This is a genomic window from Actinoalloteichus hymeniacidonis (genome assembly GCF_014203365.1).
In the GTDB taxonomy this organism is placed as follows: Bacteria; Actinomycetota; Actinomycetes; order Mycobacteriales; family Pseudonocardiaceae; genus Actinoalloteichus_A; species Actinoalloteichus_A hymeniacidonis.
In genome coordinates this window covers 3,539,317-3,562,033 of the sequence record NZ_JACHIS010000001.1, presented here as the reverse complement: position 1 = coordinate 3,562,033, position 22,717 = coordinate 3,539,317, and the positions used below count along the sequence as shown (strand labels likewise).

At 69.8% G+C, this 22,717-nt stretch carries 19 protein-coding genes; 1 reads left to right on the top strand and 18 read right to left on the bottom strand.

Annotation, left to right across the window (positions count from 1 at the left end; genetic code table 11):
- Positions 1 to 16: 16 nt before the first annotated feature.
- From BKA25_RS14510 to BKA25_RS14425, 18 genes are all read right to left on the bottom strand, one after another.
- Entirely contained in the window at positions 17 to 1,204 is a 1,188-nt protein-coding gene (locus BKA25_RS14510) for an acyl-CoA dehydrogenase family protein (RefSeq protein WP_172803783.1), read from the bottom strand.
- Positions 1,201 to 1,986: a nucleoside phosphorylase gene (locus BKA25_RS14505; protein WP_069849086.1), complete on the bottom strand. Its 786-nt coding sequence runs from the start codon at positions 1,984 to 1,986 to the stop codon at positions 1,201 to 1,203. Before BKA25_RS14505 ends, BKA25_RS14510 begins: the two co-directional genes overlap by 4 nt.
- Positions 1,983 to 2,897, bottom strand: a complete 915-nt coding sequence (locus BKA25_RS14500) for an ABC transporter permease (RefSeq protein ID WP_069849088.1) — start codon at positions 2,895 to 2,897, stop codon at positions 1,983 to 1,985. The genes BKA25_RS14505 and BKA25_RS14500 overlap by 4 nt, the downstream gene beginning before the upstream one ends.
- Positions 2,894 to 3,919, bottom strand: a complete 1,026-nt coding sequence (locus tag BKA25_RS14495; RefSeq protein ID WP_069849090.1) for an ABC transporter permease — start codon at positions 3,917 to 3,919, stop codon at positions 2,894 to 2,896. Before BKA25_RS14495 ends, BKA25_RS14500 begins: the two co-directional genes overlap by 4 nt.
- Positions 3,916 to 5,469: an ABC transporter ATP-binding protein gene (locus BKA25_RS14490; RefSeq protein WP_157421050.1), complete on the bottom strand. Its 1,554-nt coding sequence runs from the start codon at positions 5,467 to 5,469 to the stop codon at positions 3,916 to 3,918. Before BKA25_RS14490 ends, BKA25_RS14495 begins: the two co-directional genes overlap by 4 nt.
- An 8-nt stretch (positions 5,470 to 5,477) precedes the next feature.
- On the bottom strand, positions 5,478 to 6,512 hold the full coding sequence (locus BKA25_RS14485) for a BMP family ABC transporter substrate-binding protein (RefSeq protein WP_069849092.1): 1,035 nt from the start codon (positions 6,510 to 6,512) through the stop codon (positions 5,478 to 5,480).
- 295 nt (positions 6,513 to 6,807) lie between these two features.
- On the bottom strand, positions 6,808 to 7,497 hold the full coding sequence (locus BKA25_RS14480) for a hypothetical protein (protein ID WP_069849093.1): 690 nt from the start codon (positions 7,495 to 7,497) through the stop codon (positions 6,808 to 6,810).
- Positions 7,498 to 7,709: 212 nt separating this feature from the next.
- Positions 7,710 to 8,741: an LLM class flavin-dependent oxidoreductase gene (locus BKA25_RS14475; RefSeq protein WP_069849095.1), complete on the bottom strand. Its 1,032-nt coding sequence runs from the start codon at positions 8,739 to 8,741 to the stop codon at positions 7,710 to 7,712.
- A gap of 36 nt (positions 8,742 to 8,777) precedes the next feature.
- Positions 8,778 to 10,136 carry an NtaA/DmoA family FMN-dependent monooxygenase gene (locus tag BKA25_RS14470; RefSeq protein WP_069849097.1) on the bottom strand — a complete coding sequence of 453 codons (1,359 nt, stop codon included), beginning with the start codon at positions 10,134 to 10,136 and terminating at the stop codon, positions 8,778 to 8,780.
- Positions 10,133 to 12,619, bottom strand: coding sequence for an MsnO8 family LLM class oxidoreductase (locus BKA25_RS28405; protein ID WP_069849098.1), 2,487 nt, complete (start codon positions 12,617 to 12,619; stop codon positions 10,133 to 10,135). Before BKA25_RS28405 ends, BKA25_RS14470 begins: the two co-directional genes overlap by 4 nt.
- A 58-nt stretch (positions 12,620 to 12,677) precedes the next feature.
- Positions 12,678 to 14,402, bottom strand: a complete 1,725-nt coding sequence (locus BKA25_RS14455) for a dipeptide ABC transporter ATP-binding protein (RefSeq protein ID WP_069849100.1) — start codon at positions 14,400 to 14,402, stop codon at positions 12,678 to 12,680.
- Positions 14,399 to 15,253: an ABC transporter permease gene (locus tag BKA25_RS14450; RefSeq protein ID WP_084642953.1), complete on the bottom strand. Its 855-nt coding sequence runs from the start codon at positions 15,251 to 15,253 to the stop codon at positions 14,399 to 14,401. The genes BKA25_RS14455 and BKA25_RS14450 overlap by 4 nt, the downstream gene beginning before the upstream one ends.
- Before the next feature lie 11 nt (positions 15,254 to 15,264).
- Positions 15,265 to 16,212 (bottom strand): ABC transporter permease, encoded by a 948-nt coding sequence (locus BKA25_RS14445; RefSeq protein ID WP_069853628.1) that lies wholly within the window; start codon positions 16,210 to 16,212, stop codon positions 15,265 to 15,267.
- Positions 16,209 to 17,855 (bottom strand): ABC transporter substrate-binding protein, encoded by a 1,647-nt coding sequence (locus tag BKA25_RS14440; protein ID WP_236750768.1) that lies wholly within the window; start codon positions 17,853 to 17,855, stop codon positions 16,209 to 16,211. The genes BKA25_RS14445 and BKA25_RS14440 overlap by 4 nt, the downstream gene beginning before the upstream one ends.
- 100 nt (positions 17,856 to 17,955) lie before the next feature.
- Positions 17,956 to 18,498 (bottom strand): flavin reductase family protein, encoded by a 543-nt coding sequence (locus tag BKA25_RS14435; RefSeq protein ID WP_069849103.1) that lies wholly within the window; start codon positions 18,496 to 18,498, stop codon positions 17,956 to 17,958.
- A gap of 589 nt (positions 18,499 to 19,087) precedes the next feature.
- Entirely contained in the window at positions 19,088 to 19,198 is a 111-nt protein-coding gene (locus tag BKA25_RS28665; protein ID WP_375791885.1) for a putative leader peptide, read from the bottom strand.
- Positions 19,199 to 19,279: 81 nt separating this feature from the next.
- Positions 19,280 to 19,855, bottom strand: coding sequence for an NADPH-dependent FMN reductase (locus BKA25_RS14430; protein WP_069849107.1), 576 nt, complete (start codon positions 19,853 to 19,855; stop codon positions 19,280 to 19,282).
- Positions 19,856 to 20,121: 266 nt separating this feature from the next.
- Positions 20,122 to 20,685, bottom strand: coding sequence for a TetR/AcrR family transcriptional regulator (locus tag BKA25_RS14425; protein WP_236750951.1), 564 nt, complete (start codon positions 20,683 to 20,685; stop codon positions 20,122 to 20,124).
- Between the two features lie 188 nt (positions 20,686 to 20,873).
- Here BKA25_RS14425 and BKA25_RS14420 point away from each other — a divergent pair, with 188 nt between their 5' ends.
- Positions 20,874 to 22,706: an ABC transporter ATP-binding protein gene (locus BKA25_RS14420; protein ID WP_084643652.1), complete on the top strand. Its 1,833-nt coding sequence runs from the start codon at positions 20,874 to 20,876 to the stop codon at positions 22,704 to 22,706.
- The last annotated feature ends 11 nt before the right edge of the window (positions 22,707 to 22,717 follow it).

The following is a 22,717-nucleotide window of genomic DNA, read 5'->3' as shown; positions in this document are numbered from 1 at the left end:
CACCCGGCGTACCGCCTCAGCTGTATCCGGTCACCGGTGGCAGTTCGCCGGTGAGCAGATGCCTGCCGATCTCGCGTGCCTTGTAGCTCACCGGGTCGTGCAAGGTGATCGTGCGGGCGTTGCGCCAGTAGCGGTCCAGGCCGTACCTGGCACCCGTCGCCCTGGCCCCGGTCAACTCGAAGATGCGGGTGCCCGTCTCGTTGACCAGTTCGGTGCTCACGACCTTCGCCCGCGAGATCGACACCCCGAGTGCGCCCCTGGCCTCGGCGGCCAGCGCGGTGCCCTGCCGCTCGGCCTCCTCGAAGGCGCGGGCCGCCGCGTCCACCAGCAGGGTGGCGGCCGCCAGCCGGGCGTCGAGCCTGCCGTACTCGGCGAGCACGTACGGATCATCGGTGGCCTGCTCCACCCCGGACAGCGGCCAGGCGCGGGACTGCTCGGCCGTGTACCGGGCCGCCTCGCTGAGCGCACCGTCGGCGATGGCGACGTGCAACCTGCTCAGCAGCAGTTGGAATCCCAGTGGCGCCAGCGAATCCCGCGCCGCGCGGGATTCCTCGCGATCGGGCTGCTGGCCCAGTACGTCGCCATCGGGCACGAAGACCTCGGTGAACTCGACACCACCACTGGCCGACAGCCGTTGACCGAGGTTGTCCCAATCGCCGAGATATCGGATGCCCGGTGCCGAGGCGTCCAGGGTGAAGGCGATCTTGCGGCCGGTCTCCTCCTCGGTGCCGCTGGCGATCAACCGATCGGCGACGCTGGCCCCGGTGGCGAAGAACTTGCGTCCACTGATCGACACCCCGCCCGGCACCGGCCGGGCGAGAAGCGCCGCATCTCTCGGATTGCTCACGCCCGCCCAGAACCAGCTGTTCTCCACGGTGGCGCGTTCCAGGCGGGTCTGCTGCTCCGGCACATCGAACAACCGGGTCCGCCACAGCTGGAAGTAGTGATAGCCCAGTAGATGCCCGATCGAGGCGTCGGCGGCCGCCACCGTGTGGATCACCCGGTGTGCCAACGGCCAATCGCCGCCCAAGCCGCCGTGTTCGACACCCACCAGCAGCCGCAGGAGACCGGACTCGCGTAACAGGGCCACCTCGACGGTCGGCTGGGCACCGACCCGCTCCCGCTCCACGGCATCCGAGCGAAGCCGCTGCGCCACCTCCGCCGCGATGCGCGGCACCTCGGACAGCTGCACCGACGTGGTCATGCCGGTTCTCCGTTCTCCTGCAGGGCCACCAGTGCGTCCAACACCACGTCGGCCGATCGTCGGACCGCGTCGACGACCACCTGGCGATGCGGGGCGTAGGTGGTGGCGTCGACGTCGTCGTTGCCCGCGTAGCCGTCCACGACCAGCGCACCGCCCGCTCGCAGGCCACGCAGGGCCGCGAACACGTACAACGCCGACATCTCCATCTCGATGGCCAGCACGCCCGCCCGTACATACTCGTCGACCGGCAGCGTCAGCACCCCGGGGCTGAACGCCGCCCTGGTCCACACCACACCGCGTCGGTGCCGCGCTCCGTGCTCGCGAGCCGCCGCCGCCAACGCCAGGGTCGCCTCGGGGGTGGCGAAGGCCGGGAACTCCGGATGGACCAATTGCTGGGAGACCCCGTCATCGCGCACCGCGGCCTCGGCGATCACCAGGTCGCCGTCCTGGATGTCGCGGCGCAGGGCCCCGGTCGTGCCGTAACGCAGGAGGGTGTGCACGCCCGCCTCGGCGAGTTCGGCGAACAGGCACACCGCGCCCGGCCCACCGACGCCGTGCGAGGAGACGACCAGCTCGACACCACGCCAGGTGCCCCGGAAGGTCCGGTACTCCCGGTTCTCCCCGATCAAGCGTGCGTCGGTCAACCGGGCCGCCACCGCATCGGCGCGCGCCGGATCGCCGACCACCAGCGCCAGGCCGGGCAGCCCGCGCCGGGGAACCTTCGTCACCGGCAGCACGTCGTCGGAGACGCTATCGGGTGCGTTGTCGCGTGGCTCGGTCATCGCGTCGGGGTTCCCTTCGCCTCATCCCGTCGCCGAATGCGACGGCTGGACAAGAACAGTGCCACGAGGGTCACCACGTACGGGGCGGCATCCGCCGCCTGCTGCGGCAGCCCCACGGCTTGGAGTCGGAAGCCGAACGCCTCGGCGAGGCCGAACAGCAGCGCGGCCAGGAACACCCCGACCGGCGCGGCCAGCCCCAGCATGACCGCGACCACCGCGATCCAGCCCCGGCCCGCGGTCATGTTCTCGGCGAACAGCGTCACGTTGCCCAACGCCAACTGCGCCCCGCCCAGCCCGCACAAGGCCCCGCCCACCACGATCGCCGTGTAGCGGTGGCGGGCCACGTCGACCCCGAGGTTGGTGGCGGCCTCCGGATTCTCGCCGACGCCGCGCAACCGCAGTCCCCACGGATGCCGGTAGAGCACCACCGCGAGCACGACCACCGCGACCCAGGAGAGATAGAGCAGCGGCGAGTGCCCGGACAACACCGGACCGAGCACCGGCACGTCGGCGAGCAGTGGGATGTCGACCCGGCCCAGGCCCTGCAACGCCGGATCGCTGAAGCTGCCCTGCGCACCGAACACCGTGCGCAGCAGGAAGGCCGTCAGGCCCACCGCCAGCATGTTCATCGCTACCGAGAGCACGATCGGATCGGCGCCCAGCGTCACGTGGCCGACCGCCAGGATCAGGGAGAAGGCCGCAGCGGCGATCACCGCGGCCAGCACCCCGACCCAGGCGCTGCCGCTGAACCAGCTGCCCGCCACCCCGGCGAAGCAGCCGACGAGCATGGTGCCCTCCAACGAGATGTTGAAGACCCCCGCCCGCTGACACAGCGCCCCCGCCAAGGCCGCGAACAGGATCGGGGTCAGCGCGCGCAGGGCGGCGGCGAACAACGCTGGATCGATCGTCATCGCTGTCCTCCCCGCCTGCGGAGCAGACCGGTGGCTGCCGCGAGGAACACGATGATCATCGCCTGCAACATGGCCGTCAGCTCCCGAGGCGTCTGGGTGACCCGCTCCAGATCGAAACCGCCGTTGGTCAGTGCCGCGAAGAAGAACGCGGCCAACGCCGTGCCCACCGGGCTCGCCCCGGCCAGCAGTGCGGCCATCAATCCGATCCAGGTGTACTGCGGGGTGATCAGCGCCCCGTCGATGAAGCGGTAGGGGAAGCCCAGCACCATGATCGCGCCCACCAGCCCGGCCAAGCCGCCGGAGGCGGCCAACAGACGCAGGGTCAACGCGGGCCGGTCGATCCCCGCGTAGGAGGCGAATCGCGGTCCCGCACCGGTCATCCGCACCTCGTAGCCCGTCGGCGTCCGCGCATCGATCGCCAGGAACACCCCGACGGCGGCGAGCACCGCGAACAACCCCACGGTCACCTCGCCGAGACCGATCTCCGGGAGCGCGACCCCCTCGGGCAGCCGACGGCTCTGCGGCAGACTCGAACCGGGATCGGCCAGCGGGAACCGCACCAGGTACGAGGCCAGCGACATCGCCGGGTAGCTCAACAACAACGAGCTGACCAGCAGCGGAACCCCCAGCGAGGTCTCACACCACGCGGCCAGCGCCGCATAGGACGCCCCGGCCAGCACGCCGCTCGCCAGCGCGAGCAGCACGGTCAACGCGGGGGGCAACGGACTGTAGAGCCCGACGACCACCGCCGTGATCGCCCCGAGCACCAGCTGTCCCTCGCCACCGAGATTGACCATCCCCGCCCGCAGCGGAATGGCCAACGCCGTTGCCATGCCCAACACCGGGAGCAGATATGCCAGCGTGCCGGGGAATCCGTCGGCACCGAAAGCACCGACCACCAGGGCCTCATAGGCCTGCAGCGGGTTCGCCCCGGTCGCGGCCAACAGCACGGTGGCCACCACCAACGCCGCACCCAGGGCGAGCAGGACCGCGCTCCGGCGGCCGCGCAACACCGTCGTCATGCCTCACCCGCCATCGCCAGGCCCAACCGGGCGTCGGTGGCCGCCTCCCGGGACAGCTCGACGAGCAGTCGCCCTGCGTAACAGACCAGCACTCGATCGCACAGGCCGCGGATCTCGCTCAGCTCCGCCGACACCAGCAGCACGGCGTTACCCGCGTCCCGATAGGCGATCAGCTCGGCGTGCACGGCATGCACCGAGGCGATGTCCACCCCACGGGTCGGCTGTTCGACCACCAGCAGCGGAGCATCCCGGGTGACCTCCCGGCCCAGCAGCGCCTTCTGCTGGTTGCCGCCGGACAACGCCCGGATCGGCGTCCGGGTGTCGGCGGCGCGGACTCCGAAGCGCTCCACGATCGAGCGGGCGTGGGCGTGCAGGGCGGCCGGTCGCAGTAGTCCGCGCCGCGATCGCAGCGAGGTCCGATGGAAACCCGCCGCGAGGTTCTCCGCCAGGGAGGCACCCGGCGCCGAACCGACGGCGCCCCGGTCCTCCGGCAGATACGCCAGCCCGGCCCGCCGCCGGGCGGCGATGCGTGCCCCGGTGATGTCGACGTCGTGCAGTCGAACCCGACCCTCGCTGATCCGGCGCAGGCCGACGATCGCCTCGATCAACTCGCTCTGGCCGTTGCCCGCCACTCCCGCGATGCCGACGATCTCGCCCGCCCGAACGTGGAACGACACCGAGTCCACCAGCGGACGACCGCCGCGTCGGGCCAACGTCAGGTCCTCGACGTCCAACACGGTCGCACCGGGGGAGCCCGGCGGATGCACCACGTCCAATTCGACCGTGCGGCCGGTCATCGCCTCGGCCAAGCTCGCCGGGCTCGCCTCGGCGGTGGGGATCCGGGCCGCGACCCGACCGCCACGCAGCACGGTGACGGTGTGGCTGACCGCCAGCACCTCGCCGAGCTTGTGTGTCACCAGGACGACGCTGCGGCCCTGCGCCGCCAGACCCCGCAGCACCTCGAAGAGCCGGTCGACCTCGTCCGGGGTGAGCACCGCGGTCGGCTCGTCGAGGATCAGCACCCGGGTGTCGCGGTACAGCAGTTTGAGGATCTCCACCCGTTGGCGCACGCCCAACGGCAGGTCGCGCACGGTGGCGTCCGGATCGACATCGAGCTGGAACCGCTCGATCAACTCCGCCACGCGCGCCCGGGCCGCCGACCGGTCGAGCAGCCCCCGGCGCCGGGGTTCCCGGCCGTAGACCACGTTCTCGGTCACCGACAGGCTCGGGAAGAGCATGAAGTGTTGGTGCACCATGCCGACGCCCTCGGCGATGGCCGAGGCGGGCCCGGCGAACCGCACCGGCCTGCCGTGCAGCTCGATGCTCCCGGCGTCGGGGCGCACCGCTCCGTAGAGGATCGACATCAGCGTCGACTTGCCTGCGCCGTTCTCACCCATCAACGCGTGGATCTCGCCGGTCGCCACGGCCAGGTCGACCCGGTCGTTGGCCAGCACGCCGGGGTACCGCTTGGTGATGCCGCGCAGGAGCACGGCGGCGGACTCGGAGTCGGATCGCCGCGCCGGATCGGGCGGCGGGCTCTGCTGAGGCATCGTCGGCGTCACGAACCCGCCGGATCGGTGACGGTGATCTCTCCTGCGACGATCTGATCGCGCAGCGCGGCGATCTCCTCGATCACCTCGGGATGCTCGGCGATCACGCACTGCGAGTCGCCTGCGTCGTCCAGCAGACCGCTCAACGACAGGCCGTCCTCGGCCAGCCCGTACGACCGGTTATCGCCGCTGGCGCCGCCCAGGATCGCGTCGATGCCGTCGGTGATCACCACATCGGTGCGCTTGACGACGTTGTCGACGACCTGACCGGGACTGGCCGGGCACTGGTTGGAGTCGACGCCGAAGGCGAAGAATCCGCCCTCCTCCGCCGCCTCGAACACGCCGAGGTTGCCCGCCGCCGAGGCCGCGCCCATCACATGGTCGACGCCCTCGCCCGCGAGGGTGCCCGCGAGTTCCTTGGCCCTGGCCGGATCGTTGAACGGGTTCTGCCCACCGATGAACAGCTGGGTGAACTCCACGTCGGGGTTGGTCTGGGTCGCACCCTCGCCGAAGGGGTCGGAGAAGCGGTGGAACTGCGGTGAGTCCAGGACGACGACGGCGCCGACGTGGTCGGTCTCGGTGAGCAGGCCCGCCTGCGCACCCGCGAGGTAGCTCGCCTCGTGCTCCCGGAACGTGGCGCAGGTGACATTGGCGAACTCCTGCTCGGTGCAGGAGTCGACGAATAAGAACTGTTGGTCGGGGTTGCGCTCGGCCTCCTGCGCCAGCACGTCGGCGAAGTTGAAACCGACGGCGACGATCACGTCCGGTGCCTCGCGCACGGCGGCGGCCATGTTCTGTTGGAGCGAGGCGGGGTCGCTGCTCTCGTAGACGTTCGAGCTGCCGCCGTGGTCGGCCGCGGCGGCCTCGACTCCCGCCACGGACAGCTTGAGGAAGTCGTTCACGCCGACGGGATTAGGAGTGACCAGGACGAAGGACGGCCCGGACCCGTCGTCCGCTCCGGACTCGGTCGAGGCGGCGTTGCAGCTGACTGCGGCGACGGCGGCCAGCGAGAGCACGGCGGCGAATCGGCGGGGACGCGGCATGACGATCCTTCGTGGCTCGAGCAACTGTGGGCAACCACGGCAGCCTCGATGCGGCCGGAACTCACCCGATCGGTCGCACGGATATTAGGCCCGATGGCCACGATATGGGAAATGATCGCCACCCTGGCGGGGCATTTCCCGCTATGTGGACACTTCTCCTGATCGGGTGATGGTGGGCCGAGCGTGGTCGATCGCTCACGCGCGGCTGAACCCGACGCTGCTCTTGGGCGTCCGGGAGCTCGCACGCCTGCGCGGTCGAGCCCCCGGCAACGAACCGGCCGGTGGGGCCGGAGCGTCAGTTCCCAGCGGGCGCCGCCTCCGACACCAGGATGTCCTCGCCCGCACCGAGGTCGTAGACCGCGATCTGGTCCCGATCGGCCCCGACCCGCAGTGATTCCGCGCGATCGGTGTAGCGCTCGGACACGCCGATGACCAACTCCTCGGTGTCCGGATTGATCCACCCGCCCAGATAGGAACCGGTGCGCTCGGCGAAGAACGCCCGATTGGTCAGCAGGAACTCGTCGACCTCCGACTCCAGCGCGTCGGTGTCCGCGAGCAGTTCGCCCTCCAGCGTCAGACCCGGTGCATCGTCGAAGGACACCATGTAGCCGTCGGCAGGCACGTCGCCGCGCACCCCGATGCTGAAGCCGGTGTCCTGCGCCGCCGCCTCCAAGGCCGCCCGACGTGCCGCGTGGAACTCGGGATCGCAGATCGCCGCGAGGAACTCGTCGGCGGGGTCGGGTTCCACCGCCGCACACGAGGACACCTCGCCGGTCGCGGCGGAATCGACTGCGGGCGAGTCCGCGTCGTCCTGCCGCGTGGTGGTCTCATCGGAGCCGGTGAGCAGCGGCCACGCTGCGTAGCCCCCGACGGCGACCGCTAAGACCACCAACGCGGCCGGTACCCAGCGCCGCGCACCGCGCGAGGGTCTCCGCCCTGCGGCGGATTCCCCGACGTCGGCGGAATCTCGATCCGTCGCACTCATCCGTGGTGTCCTCTCGACCTGCTCGCCCGGCTGTCCCGGCGAGATCCGGCCTGATCAGACCCCTTCACCCGGCTTGACCGCCATTCCTTTCGGCCGATCGCCCCCTTTCTCCCGGCTGCTGAGACGATCCGGGCGGACTTGCCAGCTGGAAGGCCGGCGCCTGCATACCCGGCGGCGGACCGACAGCGGAACCGAAGCACCGGACACGGCCTTCAGAGCGCGCGGAGCGCCGGCGCGACCTCCTCGGCGAAGCGGAACAGCGAGTCGGCGACCCTGGCGGGCGGCAGACCGCCCAGCTCCACCCCGAAGATCATCGTGTCCTGGCCGAGTCGCTCGTGGTAGCGGCCGATCTTGTCGATGACCTCGGCGGGACTGCCGGTGAACAGCCCGCCATCGCGGACGTGATCCTCCAACGTCGTGCCCGAGGGCTCGTCCCCGATACCGCCCCGATCCCTGGTCGGGTCGCGATCGGACCACAACGCCTCGTAGTAGGGCCGCAACTCCGACCTCGCCGCCTGCGAACTGCGGCCGATATAGAGCTGCCCGCCACAACCGACCCGCGCCGCAGCCGGATCGTGGCCCTGCTCCGCCCAGACCCGCCGGTAGTGATCCACCAGCCGCGCGTAGTTCTCCAGCGGCTGGATGGCGTTGGCCACGAAGATCGGCTCGCCATGGCGGGCGGCCAGCTCGGGGGAGTGCAGGCTCGTGGCCACCCCGTGCCAGATCGGCGGAACCCTCGTCGGTCGAGGCAGGGTCGTGACCTCCCGCAGCGGGCCACGGAACCGGCCGGTGAAGGTGACGGGCTCGTCCCGCCACAGCCTGCGCAGCAGGCCATGATGCTCGGCGAGCAACTCCCACTGGTGCTCCCGGTCGTAGCCGAAGAGCGGATAAGGATCGGCGGAGTTGCCCTTGCCGATGATGACCTCGACACGGCCGTGCGAGAGCTGGTCCACGGTCGCGTAGTCCTCGGCGACCCGCACCGGATCCAACGTGCTCAACAGCGTGACCGTCGAGATCAACCCGATGCGCTGCGTCCTGGCCGCGACGGCCGCGAGCACCACCGGCGGAGCACTGGCCACCGTGCGCCCAGCGTGATGCTCGCCGAAACCGAAGTAGTCCAGTCCGGACTCCTCGGCCAGCTCCGCGAGGCGAAGCACCTCCTCGAAACGTTCGGTCGTCGACGGCACGCGGCCCGACACCGGGTCCGGCGCGGTACTCCCGAGGCTCAACACTCCCAGTTTCATCGACTGCGCTCCTCTGCTGTGAAAACCGCCGGGGGATCAGAGCTCTCGGGTGCGGCGATGCGGATGCGGAAGGTTCAGGTGATCGCGCAGGGTGTTCCCGGTGTACTCGGTCCGGAAGACGCCCCGGTCCTGCAGCTCGGGAACCACCCGGTCCACGAATTCATCGAGTCCACCGGGAGTGAGGTGCGGGACCAGGATGAAACCGTCGGCGGCGTCGGCCTGGACGTGCTCGTCGAGTTGCCGGGCTACCTCGGCGGCACTGCCGATGAACGACTGCCGTGCCGTCGTCTCGATCACCAGCTCGCGGATGCTCAGCCCGCGTTCCTCGGCCAGCGCCCGCCACTGCCGGGCGATCTCGACCGGCGCCGTCGACTCGCGAGTACGGCCACGCACGACCGGCGTCCCATCGACCACCGGGTCGTCCTCGGGCAGCGGACCGTCCGGATCGTAGGCCGACAGATCACGTCCCCAGATCCGTTCCAGGGTCGCGATCGCGGTCTGCGGGCCCACCTGCTGCCTGCGGATGTGCTCGGCCCTCTCCTGGGCGTCGGCGTCGGTGTCCCCGACGACGACGGTGACCCCGGGCAGGATCTTCAGGTCGTCGGCCGAACGCCCGTGCCGCACGGCCCGTGCCTTCATGTCCCGGTAGAACGCCTGCCCGGCCTCCAGGGTGCCGTGTCGGGAGAAGATCGCATCGGCCCGGGTCGCGCCGAACTCGCGCCCCTGATCCGAGTCGCCGGCCTGCAACACGACCGGATGCCCCTGCGGACCTGCGGGCAGCCCGGGCGCGGCGGTGATCGAGAACTGCGCGCCCCGATGCTCCACCGTGGACACCGAGCCCGGCTCGACGAACACGCCTCGCTCGACATCCACCGGCACCGTGCCTGCCCGCCACGCGTCCCACAGCTTGCGAGCCACCGCGACCGACTCCTCGGCACGCTCGTAGCGCTGTGAGTGCGCCAGATAGCCGCCCCGCCGGAAGTTCTCCCCGGTGAAGGCGTCCGAGGAGGTCACCACGTTCCACCCGGCCCGCCCGCCCGAGAGGTGATCGAGCGAGGCGAACTGGCGGGCCAGTTCGTAGGGCTCGTTGAAGGTCGCGTTGATCGTGCCGATCAGACCGAGTCGGCTGGTCACCGCCGCGAGCGCGTCGAGCACGGTGAAGGTGTCCGGTCGCCCCACCACGTCGAGGTCGAAGATCCGACCGAGATGCTCGCGCAGTCGCAGCCCCTCGGCCAGGAAGAAGAAATCGAACAACCCGCGCTCCGCGGTCTGCGCGAGGTGCACGAAGGACGCGAAGTCGATCTGGCTGGCACTGGCCGGGTCACTCCACACCGTGGTGTTGTTCACCCCGGGAAAGTGCGCCGCGAGATGGATCTGCTTACGGGTCGTGCTCATCGGGTCTGCTCCTTCTGCCGGTCGTCGGTGCCGACGGCCGTCTTCTCGATCGGTGCCGACGACACCGGTTCCTCGGCTGCGGCGAACCGGCTCGCCGCCCGGGCGGGCAGGCCCAGCCGGGCCCGCAGCCCCTGGCTCCGCACCGCATTCGCGCGCTCGACGGCCGTCTCGGCCAGGCCTCGCTCGGCCAGCACCGGCAACACGTCCTCGACGATCGAGATCAACCCGCCGGGCAGCGCCAACGGTGCGAAGACCACCCCGTCGAACGCACCCGATCGGAAGCCCTGCTCGATGAGATCGGCCACCTCGCCGGGGGCACCGACGACCCGCAGCGATCGGGCGGGCACCGCCGCACCCGCCCACCCGTCGAGCTCGCCGAGCACCGCTCGGGCGGCGGCGCCGTCGGCGGCGAGCAACACCTCCAGATCCAGCAGGACCGACACCTCGTCGGGATCCCGCCCCGCCTCCGCGACCTCGGCTCGAACCCGGGAGCGGATCGCCCGCGCCGAGTCCAGATCGGGCGCGGACACCCGCACCACGTCGGCATGGGTCGCAGCGGTACCGATCGCCTCGGGGTCGTGCACCCCGACCACGATCAGCGGATGGCCCTGCGGGGGACGCGGCGTGATCGACGGTCCGCGTACGGAGAAGAACTCCCCGTCGAAGTCGATGTAGTGCAGGCGATCTCGGTCGATGAACCGACCGGTGGCCACCTCGCGGATCTCGGCGTCGTCGTCCCAGCTGTCCCACAGCCGGACCACCACCTCCGCCGCGTCGCTCGCCTCCGCCCACAGCACCTCGGCGGCTGCGGCGTCCTTGCGGCCGAAGAGATCCGCCTCGGCCTGTGTCTGCGATACCGCCACCTCCCACCCCGCGCGGCCCAGGCTCACGAAATCCAGCGTCGCCAGCGCTTTGGACAGGTGGAACGGCTCGGTGTGGGTGACGGTGGCGGTGGGAACCAGCCCGATCGACGACGTCACAGGCGCCACCCGGGCCGCGATCGCGACGGCGTCCAGTCGGCCCGCGACCTGCCCCGGCCTATCGGAGTACGGGGTGAACGCGTCGGTGATGGCGACGAAGTCGAGCCCGCCCTCCTCGGCCCGCCGCACCGACTCGACGTACCACTCGGCCGTCGACAACCGGTCCGGCTTGGCGTCCGGGAGCCGCCACGCCGCCGGATGCCTGCCCGCCCCGTCCAGCTCGACGGCCAGCCGAGGACGAGAGGCCCCGGCGCCCGCCTCGGACCGCGCTTCCCTCTCGACCGGAAGGCCGTTGCCTGCGACCGCCGGGTTCGAGACGTCGACCTCGGTCGACTGCGCTGCCGCATCCGAGTCGGTTCCACCACGTCCGATCGCCTGCCAGGCCTCGGCCAACAGCTCGTAGGAACGCACCCGGTCGGAGTGCTCGCTGGTGATGGTGGTGATCAGCAGTTCGTCGGCCCCGGTGACCCTGGCCAGGGTGCGCAACCGCTCGACGACCGTGGCGGGCGAACCCACGATCTGCGTGTCGACACGATCTTGGACGATCGCGCGTTCCTCGGCCGTCCACCGTCGCCACTCGGCCTCGTCCGGCGTCGGATAGGGCTGCGCCCCGCGCCCGGTGCGGATGTCGAGCACCCACGAGGCGAACGGCGTCGCGAGTCGACGTGCCTCGGCGTCGGTCTCCGCGACCACCACGTCCGCCGAGACCATCACATAGGGCCGGGGAGAACTCACCGACGGCACGAACGCCGCCCGATACGCCGCCACCGCGTCCAACACCCCGGCGGGCGCGGCGTGATAGCCCGCCGCGAAGGGCAGACCGACCGCTCCGGCGGTCTGCGCGCTGACCCCGCCGCTGGAACCCAGCACCCAGGTCTGCAGGTCGGCACCCTCGGCGGGAACGGCGTGCACGGCACGCCCGGCCGGGTCGCGGTACTCGCCGTCGAGGAAGGCCAGCAGGTCTCGGACCTGGTCCTGATAGGACTGACGCTCCTCGTTCGGCCGGTACCCGAGCAGCCGCGCGAGCAGCTCGAAGGTCGCGATGCTGCCGCCGAACCGCGCCGGCGCGGGAACCAGCAGACCGTCGACCACCCGGGCCGAGGCGACGGTGCCCCCGGAAGGTGGACCCGCCGTGCGTCTGCGTTGCAGGGCACCCAGATCGAGGTGGCCGAGGCCCAGATCGATCCGATCCGGATGCACCTGGGCGATGGTCCCGAACTGCTCGGCCACCAACAGCGGGGTCAGATGCGAGATCTGCACGGCGCCGGAACCGACCCGGATATGCCGGGTCGCCGAGGCGACCAGGGCGATGAGCACCGCAGGTGATGCCGAGGCCACCCCGGGATTGAGATGATGCTCGGCCAGCCAGAATCGGTGGTAGCCGAGGTTCTCGGCCAACCCGGCCAACTCGATCGTGTCGGCCAGGGCGCGGGCGGCGGTGCCGCCACGCGGCACGGGACTCAGATCGAGCACGGACAACGGCAGAGGCGTCGTGGGAGACACGGGATCCGCTCCTAGAGAGGTCGGTGAGTCGAGGCGGTTCGAGAACGGGAGGCGGGGCTCAGGGCGGCAGCGACCCGGCCGCCGTACGTTGGTCCGACTCCGGCGGATGCGTCGCTGCGGCACCGAGCGACTCGGCCGCCACGAGGCCGCCCCCGGCGACCGAGGCCAACAGCTCGCGGGTGTAGGGATGGCGCGGCCGATCGAAAACCTCGTCGCGTTCCCCCAGCTCCACCAGCTCGCCGCCGCGCATCACGGCCACCCGGTCGCTCACCTGACGTACGACCGCCAGATCGTGGGAGATGAACACGCAGCTCAAGGCCAACTGTTGCTGGAGATCAGCGAGTAGATCGAGGATGCGCGCCTGCACGGAGACGTCCAACGCCGACACCGGCTCATCCAGGACCAACAGCTCGGGCCGCAGCGCCAACGCCCTGGCGATCGCGACCCGCTGCCGCTGACCACCGGAGAGTTCGCCCGGCCTGCGATCACCGGTACCCGCAGGTAGCGCCACCTGATCCAGCAGCTCGGCGACCCTGGCGGCACGGGAACGACGGTCACCCCGGCGGAAGGCCACCAGCGGCTCCGCAACCACCTGCTCGATCGTCAGTCGAGGATTCAACGAGGAGTACGGATTCTGGTAGACCAGCTGCGCTCGGGACCGCAGGGACCGCAGGTCCGACCCACGCAGCCGGGTGATGTCCCGCCCGTCGAAACGGATCGTCCCCGAGGTCACGTCGGTCAGCCGGAGCAACAGCCGCGCGGTGGTCGACTTCCCCGAACCGGACTCGCCGACCAGCGCCAGCGTCTCCCGGCGTCCTACCGATAACGACACCCCTCGGACGGCCTCCACCAGCCGGTGTGCCCCGGAGGCCAGCCGCACCCGGAACGCCTTGCGCACGTCCTCGACCACCGCCAGGGGCGCCTCCCGAATCGGCGGCGCAGCAGCGGAATCCCTGCCCTTGGCTGCCGCCCGCCGACCATCCGGGGCGACCCGACGTCGGCCGGGGACGGCGGCGAGCAGCTCACGGGTGTAGTCGTGCGACGGGCTGCGCAACACCGTCTCGGTGGGGCCCTGCTCCACCACCCTGCCGTGCCGCATCACCAGCACCCGATGCGCGCGGTCCGCCGCCACTCCGAGATCGTGCGTGATCAACAGTGACGCCGTGCCGAACCTGTTGGTCAGCACATCCAGGTGGTCCAGCACCCTGCGCTGGACCGTGACGTCCAACGCGCTGGTCGGCTCGTCAGCGATCAACAGCGGCGGCCTGCAGGCCAGGGCGATCCCGATCAACACCCGCTGGCGAAGTCCGCCGCTCAACTCGTGCGGATACTGCCGGGCCCGCAGCGGTGCGTCGTCGATCCCCACCTCCCGCAGGATCGACACGGCCCGCTCCGGTGCACTCCGCCGATCGGCCAACCCGTGTAACCGCAGCACCTCGGCGACCTGCGCACCGACGCGCACCACCGGGTTGAGCGACACCGTCGGATCCTGCGGCACCAACCCGACCCGCGAACCGCGAACGGTGGCCAACAGTCGATCCGACCACTCGGTGACGTCCACGCCGTCGATCTCGATCCGGCCCCGCGTCCTCAGACCCGAGCCCGGCAGCAGACCCAACACCGCGTGGGCGGCGGTCGACTTTCCCGAACCGGACTCGCCGACCATCGCCACCACCTCGCCCGGCGCGATCCGCAGATCCAGCCCCCGCACGGCAGGCACCGTCCGTCCGTTCACCCGGTACTGGACGTGCAGGTCGGTCACCACCAACACCGCGTCGCTCATATTCGCCGCCCGTTCTCCTTGAGCGCCCGACCCAGCCGAGTCGCCGCCAGCACCACGGCGACGATCACCAGACCGGGCAGCGTCGTGTACCACCAGGACGTCGCCAGATAGCCGCGTCCCTCCGACACCAACAGGCCCCACTCCGGCTGCGGCGGCGCGGCGCCGAACCCGAGGAAGCCCAGCGCCGCCACGGCCAGGAACGCCTGGCCGAACTCCACCGTGGTCAGCGCACCGACCGGCCCGGTCGCGTTGGGCAGCACATGCCGCAGCAGCACCCGGACCGGGCGTACCCCGCCGCCCACCGCCGCCTCCACGAACGTCGCCTGCCGCACCCGCAACACCTCGGCACGCATGACCCGCGCGAACCCCGCCACCGAGGCCACACCGACCGCGATGGCCACCGTGATCGTCCCGGACCCCAGCACGGTGATCACCGTGAGCGACATCAGCAGCGGCGGCACCGCCAACAGCACGTCCACCAGCCGCATCAGGACGTCGTCCACCAGACCGCCGAGGAAACCGGCGAGCAGGCCGATCACGGTCCCCACCACCAGTGCCAAGGCCACCGCGATCGCGGTGGCCGCCACCGACAGCGCCGTGCCGTGCACGACCCGGGTGTAGAGATCCCGACCGAGGTGATCGGTGCCGAACCAGTGCGTGGCATCCGGTGGCGTCAACGCCCGCGCGGGCACACCCGCGAGTGGATCACCGGGCGCGAACACCGAGGGCACCGTCGCCCAGGCCAGCGTGATCAGAAGCACCAGGACGGACAGCACCACCCCCGGACGCCATCGCCGGACACGTGCCCATCCGGACTCCGTGGCGTCCGCTCGGGCGGCTAGAACCGACATCACAGTTCCTCTCAGCTCGCCGCTGGCGCGGAGATCCGGGGGTCGAGCAGCGGCACGACCAGATCGACCAGCAGATTGACCAGCACGAACACCAGCGCGGCGAGCAACACCAAGCCCTGCACCACCGGGATGTCCTGTGCGGTGACCGCGCTCTGCGCCAACCGACCGATGCCGACCCGGGAGAACACGGTCTCCACCACCACCGCACCCGCCGACAACTGACCGATCAGAACGCCCGACATCGTGATCGTGGGGATCACCGCGTTGCGCAGGGCGTGCGCCAGATGCACCCGTAGCTGTCCAGCGCCTTTCGCGCGTGCCGTCTCGATGTAGGGCTGTCGCCACGCATCGGTCAACCCACCGGCCAACACCTGGGCCACCGCCGCCGCGGTCGGCAAGGCCAACGTGACGGTGGGCAGAACCAGGGTGGCGATGCCGTCGTTGCCGAAGGCGGGCAGTAGCCCGACCTGGAACGAGACGAACTGCAGCAGCAGCAGGCCCACCCAGAACGTGGGCGCCGCCAACGCCAGCGCGGGCAGCGACAGCACCAGATTCCGCAACCAGGTCAGGCGTAGCGCGGTACCGCCCACCGCGACCGCCCCGCCGAGCAGCACCGCCACCAGCAACGCGGAGCCCGCCAACGCCAGCGTGTGCGGCAGCGCCTCCCCGATCGACTGCGTCACCGGAGCCCCGGACACGATCGACGTGCCCAGATCGCCGGTCACCACCCGACCGAGCGCGCCGAGGTACTGGATCAGCAGCGGCTGATCCAAGCCATGCTCGGCACGCAGCGCGGCGATCTCGGCCGGATCGACATAGCCGCCCTCACCACCCGCGTCGAGCATGATCCGCACCGGATCGCTGGGCAGCAGGTACAGCACCACGAAGGTCACCGTGAACGCGGCCAGCAGCACCAGCCCCGATTGCGCCAGCCTGCGACCCAGATAGGCCGGGCTCATCGGTCGGCCAGCCACACATCGTGGAATCGCAGCCGGGCGGAGGCCTCGAAGGCGAGATCGTGCACGTCGCCCGACACCCCGATCGCCTGCGACAACTCGAACAACGGGATCGCGAACCCGCGATCGACGATCAACAGCTGCGCCTCGGCCACCAGCGCATCGCGCTCGTCGACGTCGAGCGTGGCCGCCTGCCGGGCCAACAGCGGGTCGAGTTCCTCATCGGATGCCCGCAGATTGCGATTGACGAAATCGGTGGAGAACAGGGTTCGGAGGATGTCGGGATCGGCCCTGGTGGTGTTGTAGAAGTAGAAGTCGTAATCGCCGTCCTCTTGAAGCTGCGCGGACTCGGCGGGCGTGACCAGCCGAAGCCGAAGGTCGACGCCGATCGCCCGCAGCTGCTGCTGCACCAACTCCAGCACCGCCTGGCTCCCGCTGAACGCGGCGCTGAAGACCACGTCGATCGACAGCGCCTCGCCATCGCGCACCCGAATGCCCTCGGGCCCCGACGTCCATCCCGCGCGGTCCAGCAACTCGGCCGCCGCGTCGGGATCGTGGGACAGCTCCGCACTCAGATCCGCATAGCCGGGCGTGGTGTGGGCCAGCACGCTGGTCGCGGGGTGGAAGTGCTCGCCGAGCAGGGTCTCGACCAGTTCCGCGCGGTCGATGCCGAGCTGCACGGCATCCCGTACCGCCTCCTCGGCCAGCGGACCCCGCGAAACATTGGGTTGCAGAATGAACGGCACCCCGGGATTGGCCGTGCTGAGGACGGAACCACCGCCCGCCTGTATCTGCGGGGTGTCCTGGGGGAGCACATCGCTCACCGCGTCGAGCTGCCCCGAGGCCAGACTGCCCGCACGCACACTCGATTCCGGGATGATCTGGAAGTCCACGGCGTCCAGGTAGGCAGCGCCGGAGTGCTTCACCACCGGCGACGCCCAGTCGTAGTCGTCCCGGCGGGTCAACATCACTCGTTGGTCCTCGACGAACTCGGAGACGACGAACGGTCCGGAACCGATCACCTCGCCCTGACACCGTCGATCCAGCGGTGTCCGCACCGTCGCATCGGCCACCAGCGCCAGCGAGAACGTGGAGGTCGCCTGCAGGAATTGGGCGTTGGGCTCCTCGAAGACCACCGTCGCCCGCAGTGGGTCCTCCACCCGCGTCTCCCGATAACCCGCGAGATAGGTACTGCCCAACGGTGCCGAGGCACCCAGCTCGAAGGCGATGGAGTCGAAATTGGTGCGCACCGATTCCGCGTCGACCGGTGTGCCGTCCGAATAGGTCACCTCGGGCCGCAGCTGGAAGGTGAACTCGGTGCCCGCGTCGTCGACCTCCCAGGACTCGGCCAGCCACCCAGTGATCTCCCCGGTCTCGGGATCCTGATCGGTGAGCGAGTCCGCCACCTGCCTGGCGATGTACACCGCCATGTTCTGCCCGGCCTGTTGCGGGTCGGGGCAGTCGGGCGCCTGCGACAGGGCGTAGCTCAACGTGCCACCGGGGCCGGGCTCGGTGAAGGTCGTCGATCCGCCCGTGGCGTCGGAACAGGCCGAGGCCGTCAGCAGGACGACGGCCGCCGAGGCGAGGAGCACCGGATACGCCGGTCTACGACCGGGCCGAGGACGCGCGGGATGAACGTGGTTCACAGGTACTCCTGACGGAGACGGGCGGTGGGTGCGCCACGGCGCCGGGATCGGCGCGGGCCCCGTACGGCCGAGAACGGATTAGGTCCTGCGAAGGCGATCCTCACTCGGTCCGAGCGGGAGCGACGCGGTGATAGCAGCCGTCCCGGTAGACCAAGGGCTCCTCGTCGGACAGGAACTGTGCGCCGACCACCTTGGCGATCACGACGTGGTGATCGCCCACCGGGAGGATGGCCTCGATCGAGCTCAGCAGCCGCCCGGAGACGTCGTCGAGAGCCGGTTGGCCGCCCGCGAGTCGATGCCAGCGGATCGGGGCGGCGAATCGGTCGATGCCGCTGGTGGCGAACCGTCGAGCGACCGATTCCTGGCTTGCGCCGAGGAAGTTGACCACCACTGCCTTGCTATCGCGGACGTGCGGCCAACTCGACGCCCGTGAGGCGATCCCGAAGGAGATCAACGGGGGAGTCAACGAGACCGACGTCAACGAGGTCGCGGTGAATCCCACGGGACCGGAACCCGCATCCGTGGTGATGACGACGACCCCGGATGGATGCCTGCGAAAGGCGGTCCGGAAATCATCGGGATCGATCGATTCGGAGTTCTCAGCGGTGCCGAGCTCCCGTGGACTGGGAATCGGGAAGGCCATGTCTCTCCTTCGGGCGCGGTGCGGCAGGACGGGATGACGGCCGCATTCTCCTCACGTCGAAACAGATGGTCGTGAAAAACAAACCGATGGTCGCGGTCAAGCGGCGAAATCCTCCGGTCCGGTATGCCCGGAGTTATCGGGAAGAATGAGCGGATACGGTCCGGTCAGACGTCGAAACGGTCGAATCCCGCCGCCGCCAACCGGGTCCAGCTGCAGCCGGAATTCGATGTCGACTCGATGCGGTCCGGATTCCGAGTCGGGATCTCCGCAGTGGACGGACGGTGGAATGCGGTGGTCGAAGTCGGTGGAGGTTCGGCGGTCGACTGCTCGGGTCGAGGTTCGTCCGACATGTCAGGCCGCCTTCCGTGGTGCTGTGCGCTGCGAATACGGGGCGGCCTGTGATCGGCTGTGGCCGGGGCTGCCCGCCGATGCCGATGCGGGCCGACATCATGGAGGCGGGAACGAGGACGGGCACCGCTGATTCGTCATCGTCCGACACGATTGCCCCGGCGTCCGGAAGATCGGGCAGTGCACCGATATTCGGATAACCCGCCCTAGTGAAGTATCGACGAAGAATCAGAGCGATCGATCAGAAGCGATTCGAGATGCCGATCGATCGGAAAGAGCGATGACTCGGACACAGCGCGCTGGACAGTCGATGAAAATCGACGTGTCGGCGAGAGGTGAGCAAGGGCGCCATCGGCATATTTGAATGCTTGCAGATTTCCCGATCCGCGCCAAGTCCCGATTCGACAGGCGTTCACACTCTGGGACTTCTCGATCAGACCGGATCGCCGACAGGGCTGCGGCCCGCTGCCAGTCGGTCCAACCCGGCGAGGATGCCGTTCTCGTCGAGCAGCGTGGTCAAGCGATCGATCAACACGCCGCGCTCCGCGCCGAGCTCCGATTCATTGAGGAACACGCCGGGGCCGGGGATCAACGCGCCCAGCTCGACCAGCAGTGGCCGAAGATGGACCTCGACCGCCAGGGCGTGACGATCCGAGGCCGCCACCAACAGTGGTATCGCGATCCGGTGGCGAAGCCACCCGCCCGGCGCCTGGTCGAGGATCGCCTTCAACAGCCCCGTGTAGGTGGCCTTGTAGGTCGGCGAGGCCACCACCAGCACATCCACCTCCGCCAGAGTCGCCAACGCATTGCGGACGTGACCGCTGCCGGGATGGAAGACCTCCGGGGCGATCTCGGCAGCGTCCACCACGACCAGCTCGGCCGTGGATTCCTGCGTCCCGGCGGACGTGGCACGCCGAACTGCCTCCGCCAACGAGAGGGCGGCATGCAGGGTTCGGGATGCCTGCCTCGGGTTGCCGACCAGAACGCCGATGCTCGGATTCGTCGTCATGCTCGCTCTCCCTGATCTGCGGGATGGAAGGGGAACGGCAGTGCTGCCCGATCGATGCGCCCACCGATGTGGATGTCGAAAGCGTGGGCGACGGTAGGCCTGCGATCTCCCCGCCGATCGTGGCTGGGAGTCGGATGCGCGGGTCGGACCGTGCGCTGCCTTGCTCTCGACCTTCGTCATCGCGGCCGCGCGACGCAACGTCTCCCATACCGTGAAACATCCCGGGCGTGGATCGTCTGCCTGCGACGGACCTCCGGCGTCCGTGATCAATCGTGCTGGTCGAGGATGCCCCGTTCCAGGGTGCGGGCCATGGTGTCGACGGCCTCGTGACGAGACATCGACTTCGCGCCGACGGCGTCCCAGGTCGCCGCCAGCAGGAACCACAGGGCCCGCCGAGTCCAATCGGCGGTGAGGGCGCAATCGAACTCTCCCTCGGCGCGGCCGCGCTCCAGCAGCCGCGCGACCGATCGGTCGGCGGCCGACATCGCGCCGTGCAGTTGCTCATCCTGACTGCGCCGCGTCTCGGCGAGCGCGAACATCAGCCCGGGACCGAGCTCGAAGTACCCGTGCAGCAGTCTGTGCAATGCCGCCTTGGCGGTGCCCTGATCGAGCGCCGCCTCGGCGATCACCCGATCGACACGATCCGCGAGGTGGCGGATCAGTGTGCTGATCAGCCCGGCCCGATCGGGGAAGTGGCGGTGCAGCGTGCTGCGGCCCACCCGCGCCGCCTCGGCGATCTCGGCCAACGAAGCGGCAGGCCGCTGGGCGAGGAGCTCACCCGCCGCATCGATGATCGCTTGTCTCGTTCGAGCACTGCTGCCCGACTGCATGCTGGACACACGCCTCATCGTGCTGGAGAGCGGAACACCGAGTCAAAATGGAACATCAAAGTCCCATTTCGGGTTCCATGTGTACCTAAATGCACTCGTGGAGTTTATTTGAGTGCGTCGAAGTTTTGTTCTGATACTTTGGAAATTCATGGGGATACCCGGGCGAACCAGGTAGGCAAGGAGTGCGCGTGTCCACGTCGGTCGAGGTCGAGCCGACCCCTGCGCGGTGGGGGAATCTCAAGGTCTTGTGGTCGTTCGTTCGGCCGCATCGTCGAGTTCTGCTGTTCGGGATCCTGCTCGGACTGCTGACCACCGGCGCCGGGTTGGTGACTCCGATGGCGACCAAATGGTTGCTGGACGGGCTGGCGGCGCAGGCGTCCATCGCGCCCGCGGTGTGGCTGCTGGTCGGCATGCTGGTGATCGGTTCCGTGGTCGGGCTCGTCCAATGGATCCTGTTAGGCACGCTGGCCGAGCGGATCGTGTTCGACGCCAGGGGATCGATGGTGCGTCGACTGTTCGGCGCCAGGGTGACGGAGCTCTCGGGCCGCTCCAGCGGCGAGCTGGTCACCCGGGTCACCTCGGACACCGTGCTACTCCGGGAGGCCGCCGCCTCCAGCCTTGTTCAACTCGTCAACGGGACGGTCAGCCTGGTCGGCGCCCTGGTCCTAATGGCGGTGCTGGACTGGGTTCTGCTGGTGGTCACCGTGGTGGCGCTGCTGACGATGGGCGCCGTCATCGGCGTCATGATGCCGAAGATCGCCGCGGCTCAAGAGCAGGCACAGGCCGCCGTGGGACGGCTCGGCGGCGTCCTGGAAGGGGCGATGCGCGCACTGCGCACGGTCAAGGCCAGCCGCGCCGAAGGCCGGGAGACCGAACGGATCCTCGAGGAGGCAGCCGAATCGCGTCGCCAGAGCGTGCGCTCCGTCCGTATCGAGGCCGTGGCCTGGACGGCGGCAGGCAGCGGTATCCAGTTGGCGATCCTGCTGATCCTGGCGGTCGGTGCCTGGCGAGTCAGCACGGGAGCCCTGGCCGTCTCGGCCCTGGTGGCGTTCCTGCTGTACCAGTTCCAACTCATGGAGCCGGTCATGTCGCTCACCACCACGTTCACCGAGCTCCAGTCCGGAATCGCGGCGTCGGCTCGAATCCGAGAGATCCAGGCACTGGAGATGGAGGAAACCGACGGTGCTCCGACCGATGCCGGCAGCACCCCGACCACGCCGCAAGCGCAGCAGGCGGCGACCGTGCTCGCCCTGCACGAGGTGGTCGTCCGATACCGACCCGACGTCGACCCGGCATTGAAGGGCGTGAGCGTCGAGATCCCCCGCATCGGACACACCGCCATCGTCGGGCCCTCCGGCGCGGGTAAGACGACGATGTTCTCGCTGCTGCTGAAGTTCCTCCAACCCGACGGCGGCGAACTGCGGCTGGACGGCAGACCCTTCGACACCGTGGCCACCGACGAGATCCGCCGCCGCATCGTCTACGTGGAGCAGGACACCCCGCTGGTACCCGGAACCCTGCGGGAGAACCTGGTCTACGCCTATCCCGACGCCGACGAGGACGCCATCTGGGCGGCGCTGGAATCGGTGCGCCTCGCCGACCGAGTCAGATCCATGCCCGACGGGCTGGCCACCTCGGTGGCCGATACGACGATCTCCGGCGGCGAACGGCAACGCATCGCCCTGGCCAGAGCTTTGGTCTCCCAGCCCGAGATCCTGCTACTGGACGAGGCCACGGCTCAACTCGACGGACTCACCGAGGCCGCCGTGCACGAGGTGATCGCCCACCTCGCCGCTCGGGGTGCGGTGGTGACCATCGCGCACCGGCTGTCCACCGTGGTGGACGCGGGCCGGATCATCGTCATGGAGGCGGGCCGAGTTCGGGCCCAGGGCACCCATCACGAACTGTTGGCCGTCGACGAGCTGTACCGCGAACTCGTCGCGGCACTGCGCATCTCCACCGCTGCCGACCCGGAATCCGAGGCGGCGCCTGCGCCCACCAGGGAGGTCGTCGTCGGATAGCCGATGCTCGG

Coding starts and splice junctions, on each gene's coding strand:
- BKA25_RS14445 (WP_069853628.1), bottom strand. CDS start 16,212: ATGAGCCCGGCCTATCTGGGTCGCAGGCTGGCGCAATCGGGGCTGGTG.
- BKA25_RS14470 (WP_069849097.1), bottom strand. CDS start 10,136: ATGAGCACGACCCGTAAGCAGATCCATCTCGCGGCGCACTTTCCCGGG.
- BKA25_RS14455 (WP_069849100.1), bottom strand. CDS start 14,402: ATGAGCGACGCGGTGTTGGTGGTGACCGACCTGCACGTCCAGTACCGG.
- BKA25_RS14510 (WP_172803783.1), bottom strand. CDS start 1,204: ATGACCACGTCGGTGCAGCTGTCCGAGGTGCCGCGCATCGCGGCGGAG.
- BKA25_RS14495 (WP_069849090.1), bottom strand. CDS start 3,919: ATGACGACGGTGTTGCGCGGCCGCCGGAGCGCGGTCCTGCTCGCCCTG.
- BKA25_RS14485 (WP_069849092.1), bottom strand. CDS start 6,512: ATGCCGCGTCCCCGCCGATTCGCCGCCGTGCTCTCGCTGGCCGCCGTC.
- BKA25_RS14475 (WP_069849095.1), bottom strand. CDS start 8,741: ATGAAACTGGGAGTGTTGAGCCTCGGGAGTACCGCGCCGGACCCGGTG.
- BKA25_RS28665 (WP_375791885.1), bottom strand. CDS start 19,198: ATGGCGCCCTTGCTCACCTCTCGCCGACACGTCGATTTTCATCGACTG.
- BKA25_RS14490 (WP_157421050.1), bottom strand. CDS start 5,469: ATGCCTCAGCAGAGCCCGCCGCCCGATCCGGCGCGGCGATCCGACTCC.
- BKA25_RS14430 (WP_069849107.1), bottom strand. CDS start 19,855: ATGACGACGAATCCGAGCATCGGCGTTCTGGTCGGCAACCCGAGGCAG.
- BKA25_RS14500 (WP_069849088.1), bottom strand. CDS start 2,897: ATGACGATCGATCCAGCGTTGTTCGCCGCCGCCCTGCGCGCGCTGACC.
- BKA25_RS14425 (WP_236750951.1), bottom strand. CDS start 20,685: ATGCAGTCGGGCAGCAGTGCTCGAACGAGACAAGCGATCATCGATGCG.
- BKA25_RS14450 (WP_084642953.1), bottom strand. CDS start 15,253: ATGTCGGTTCTAGCCGCCCGAGCGGACGCCACGGAGTCCGGATGGGCA.
- BKA25_RS14505 (WP_069849086.1), bottom strand. CDS start 1,986: ATGACCGAGCCACGCGACAACGCACCCGATAGCGTCTCCGACGACGTG.
- BKA25_RS14480 (WP_069849093.1), bottom strand. CDS start 7,497: ATGAGTGCGACGGATCGAGATTCCGCCGACGTCGGGGAATCCGCCGCA.
- BKA25_RS14435 (WP_069849103.1), bottom strand. CDS start 18,498: ATGGCCTTCCCGATTCCCAGTCCACGGGAGCTCGGCACCGCTGAGAAC.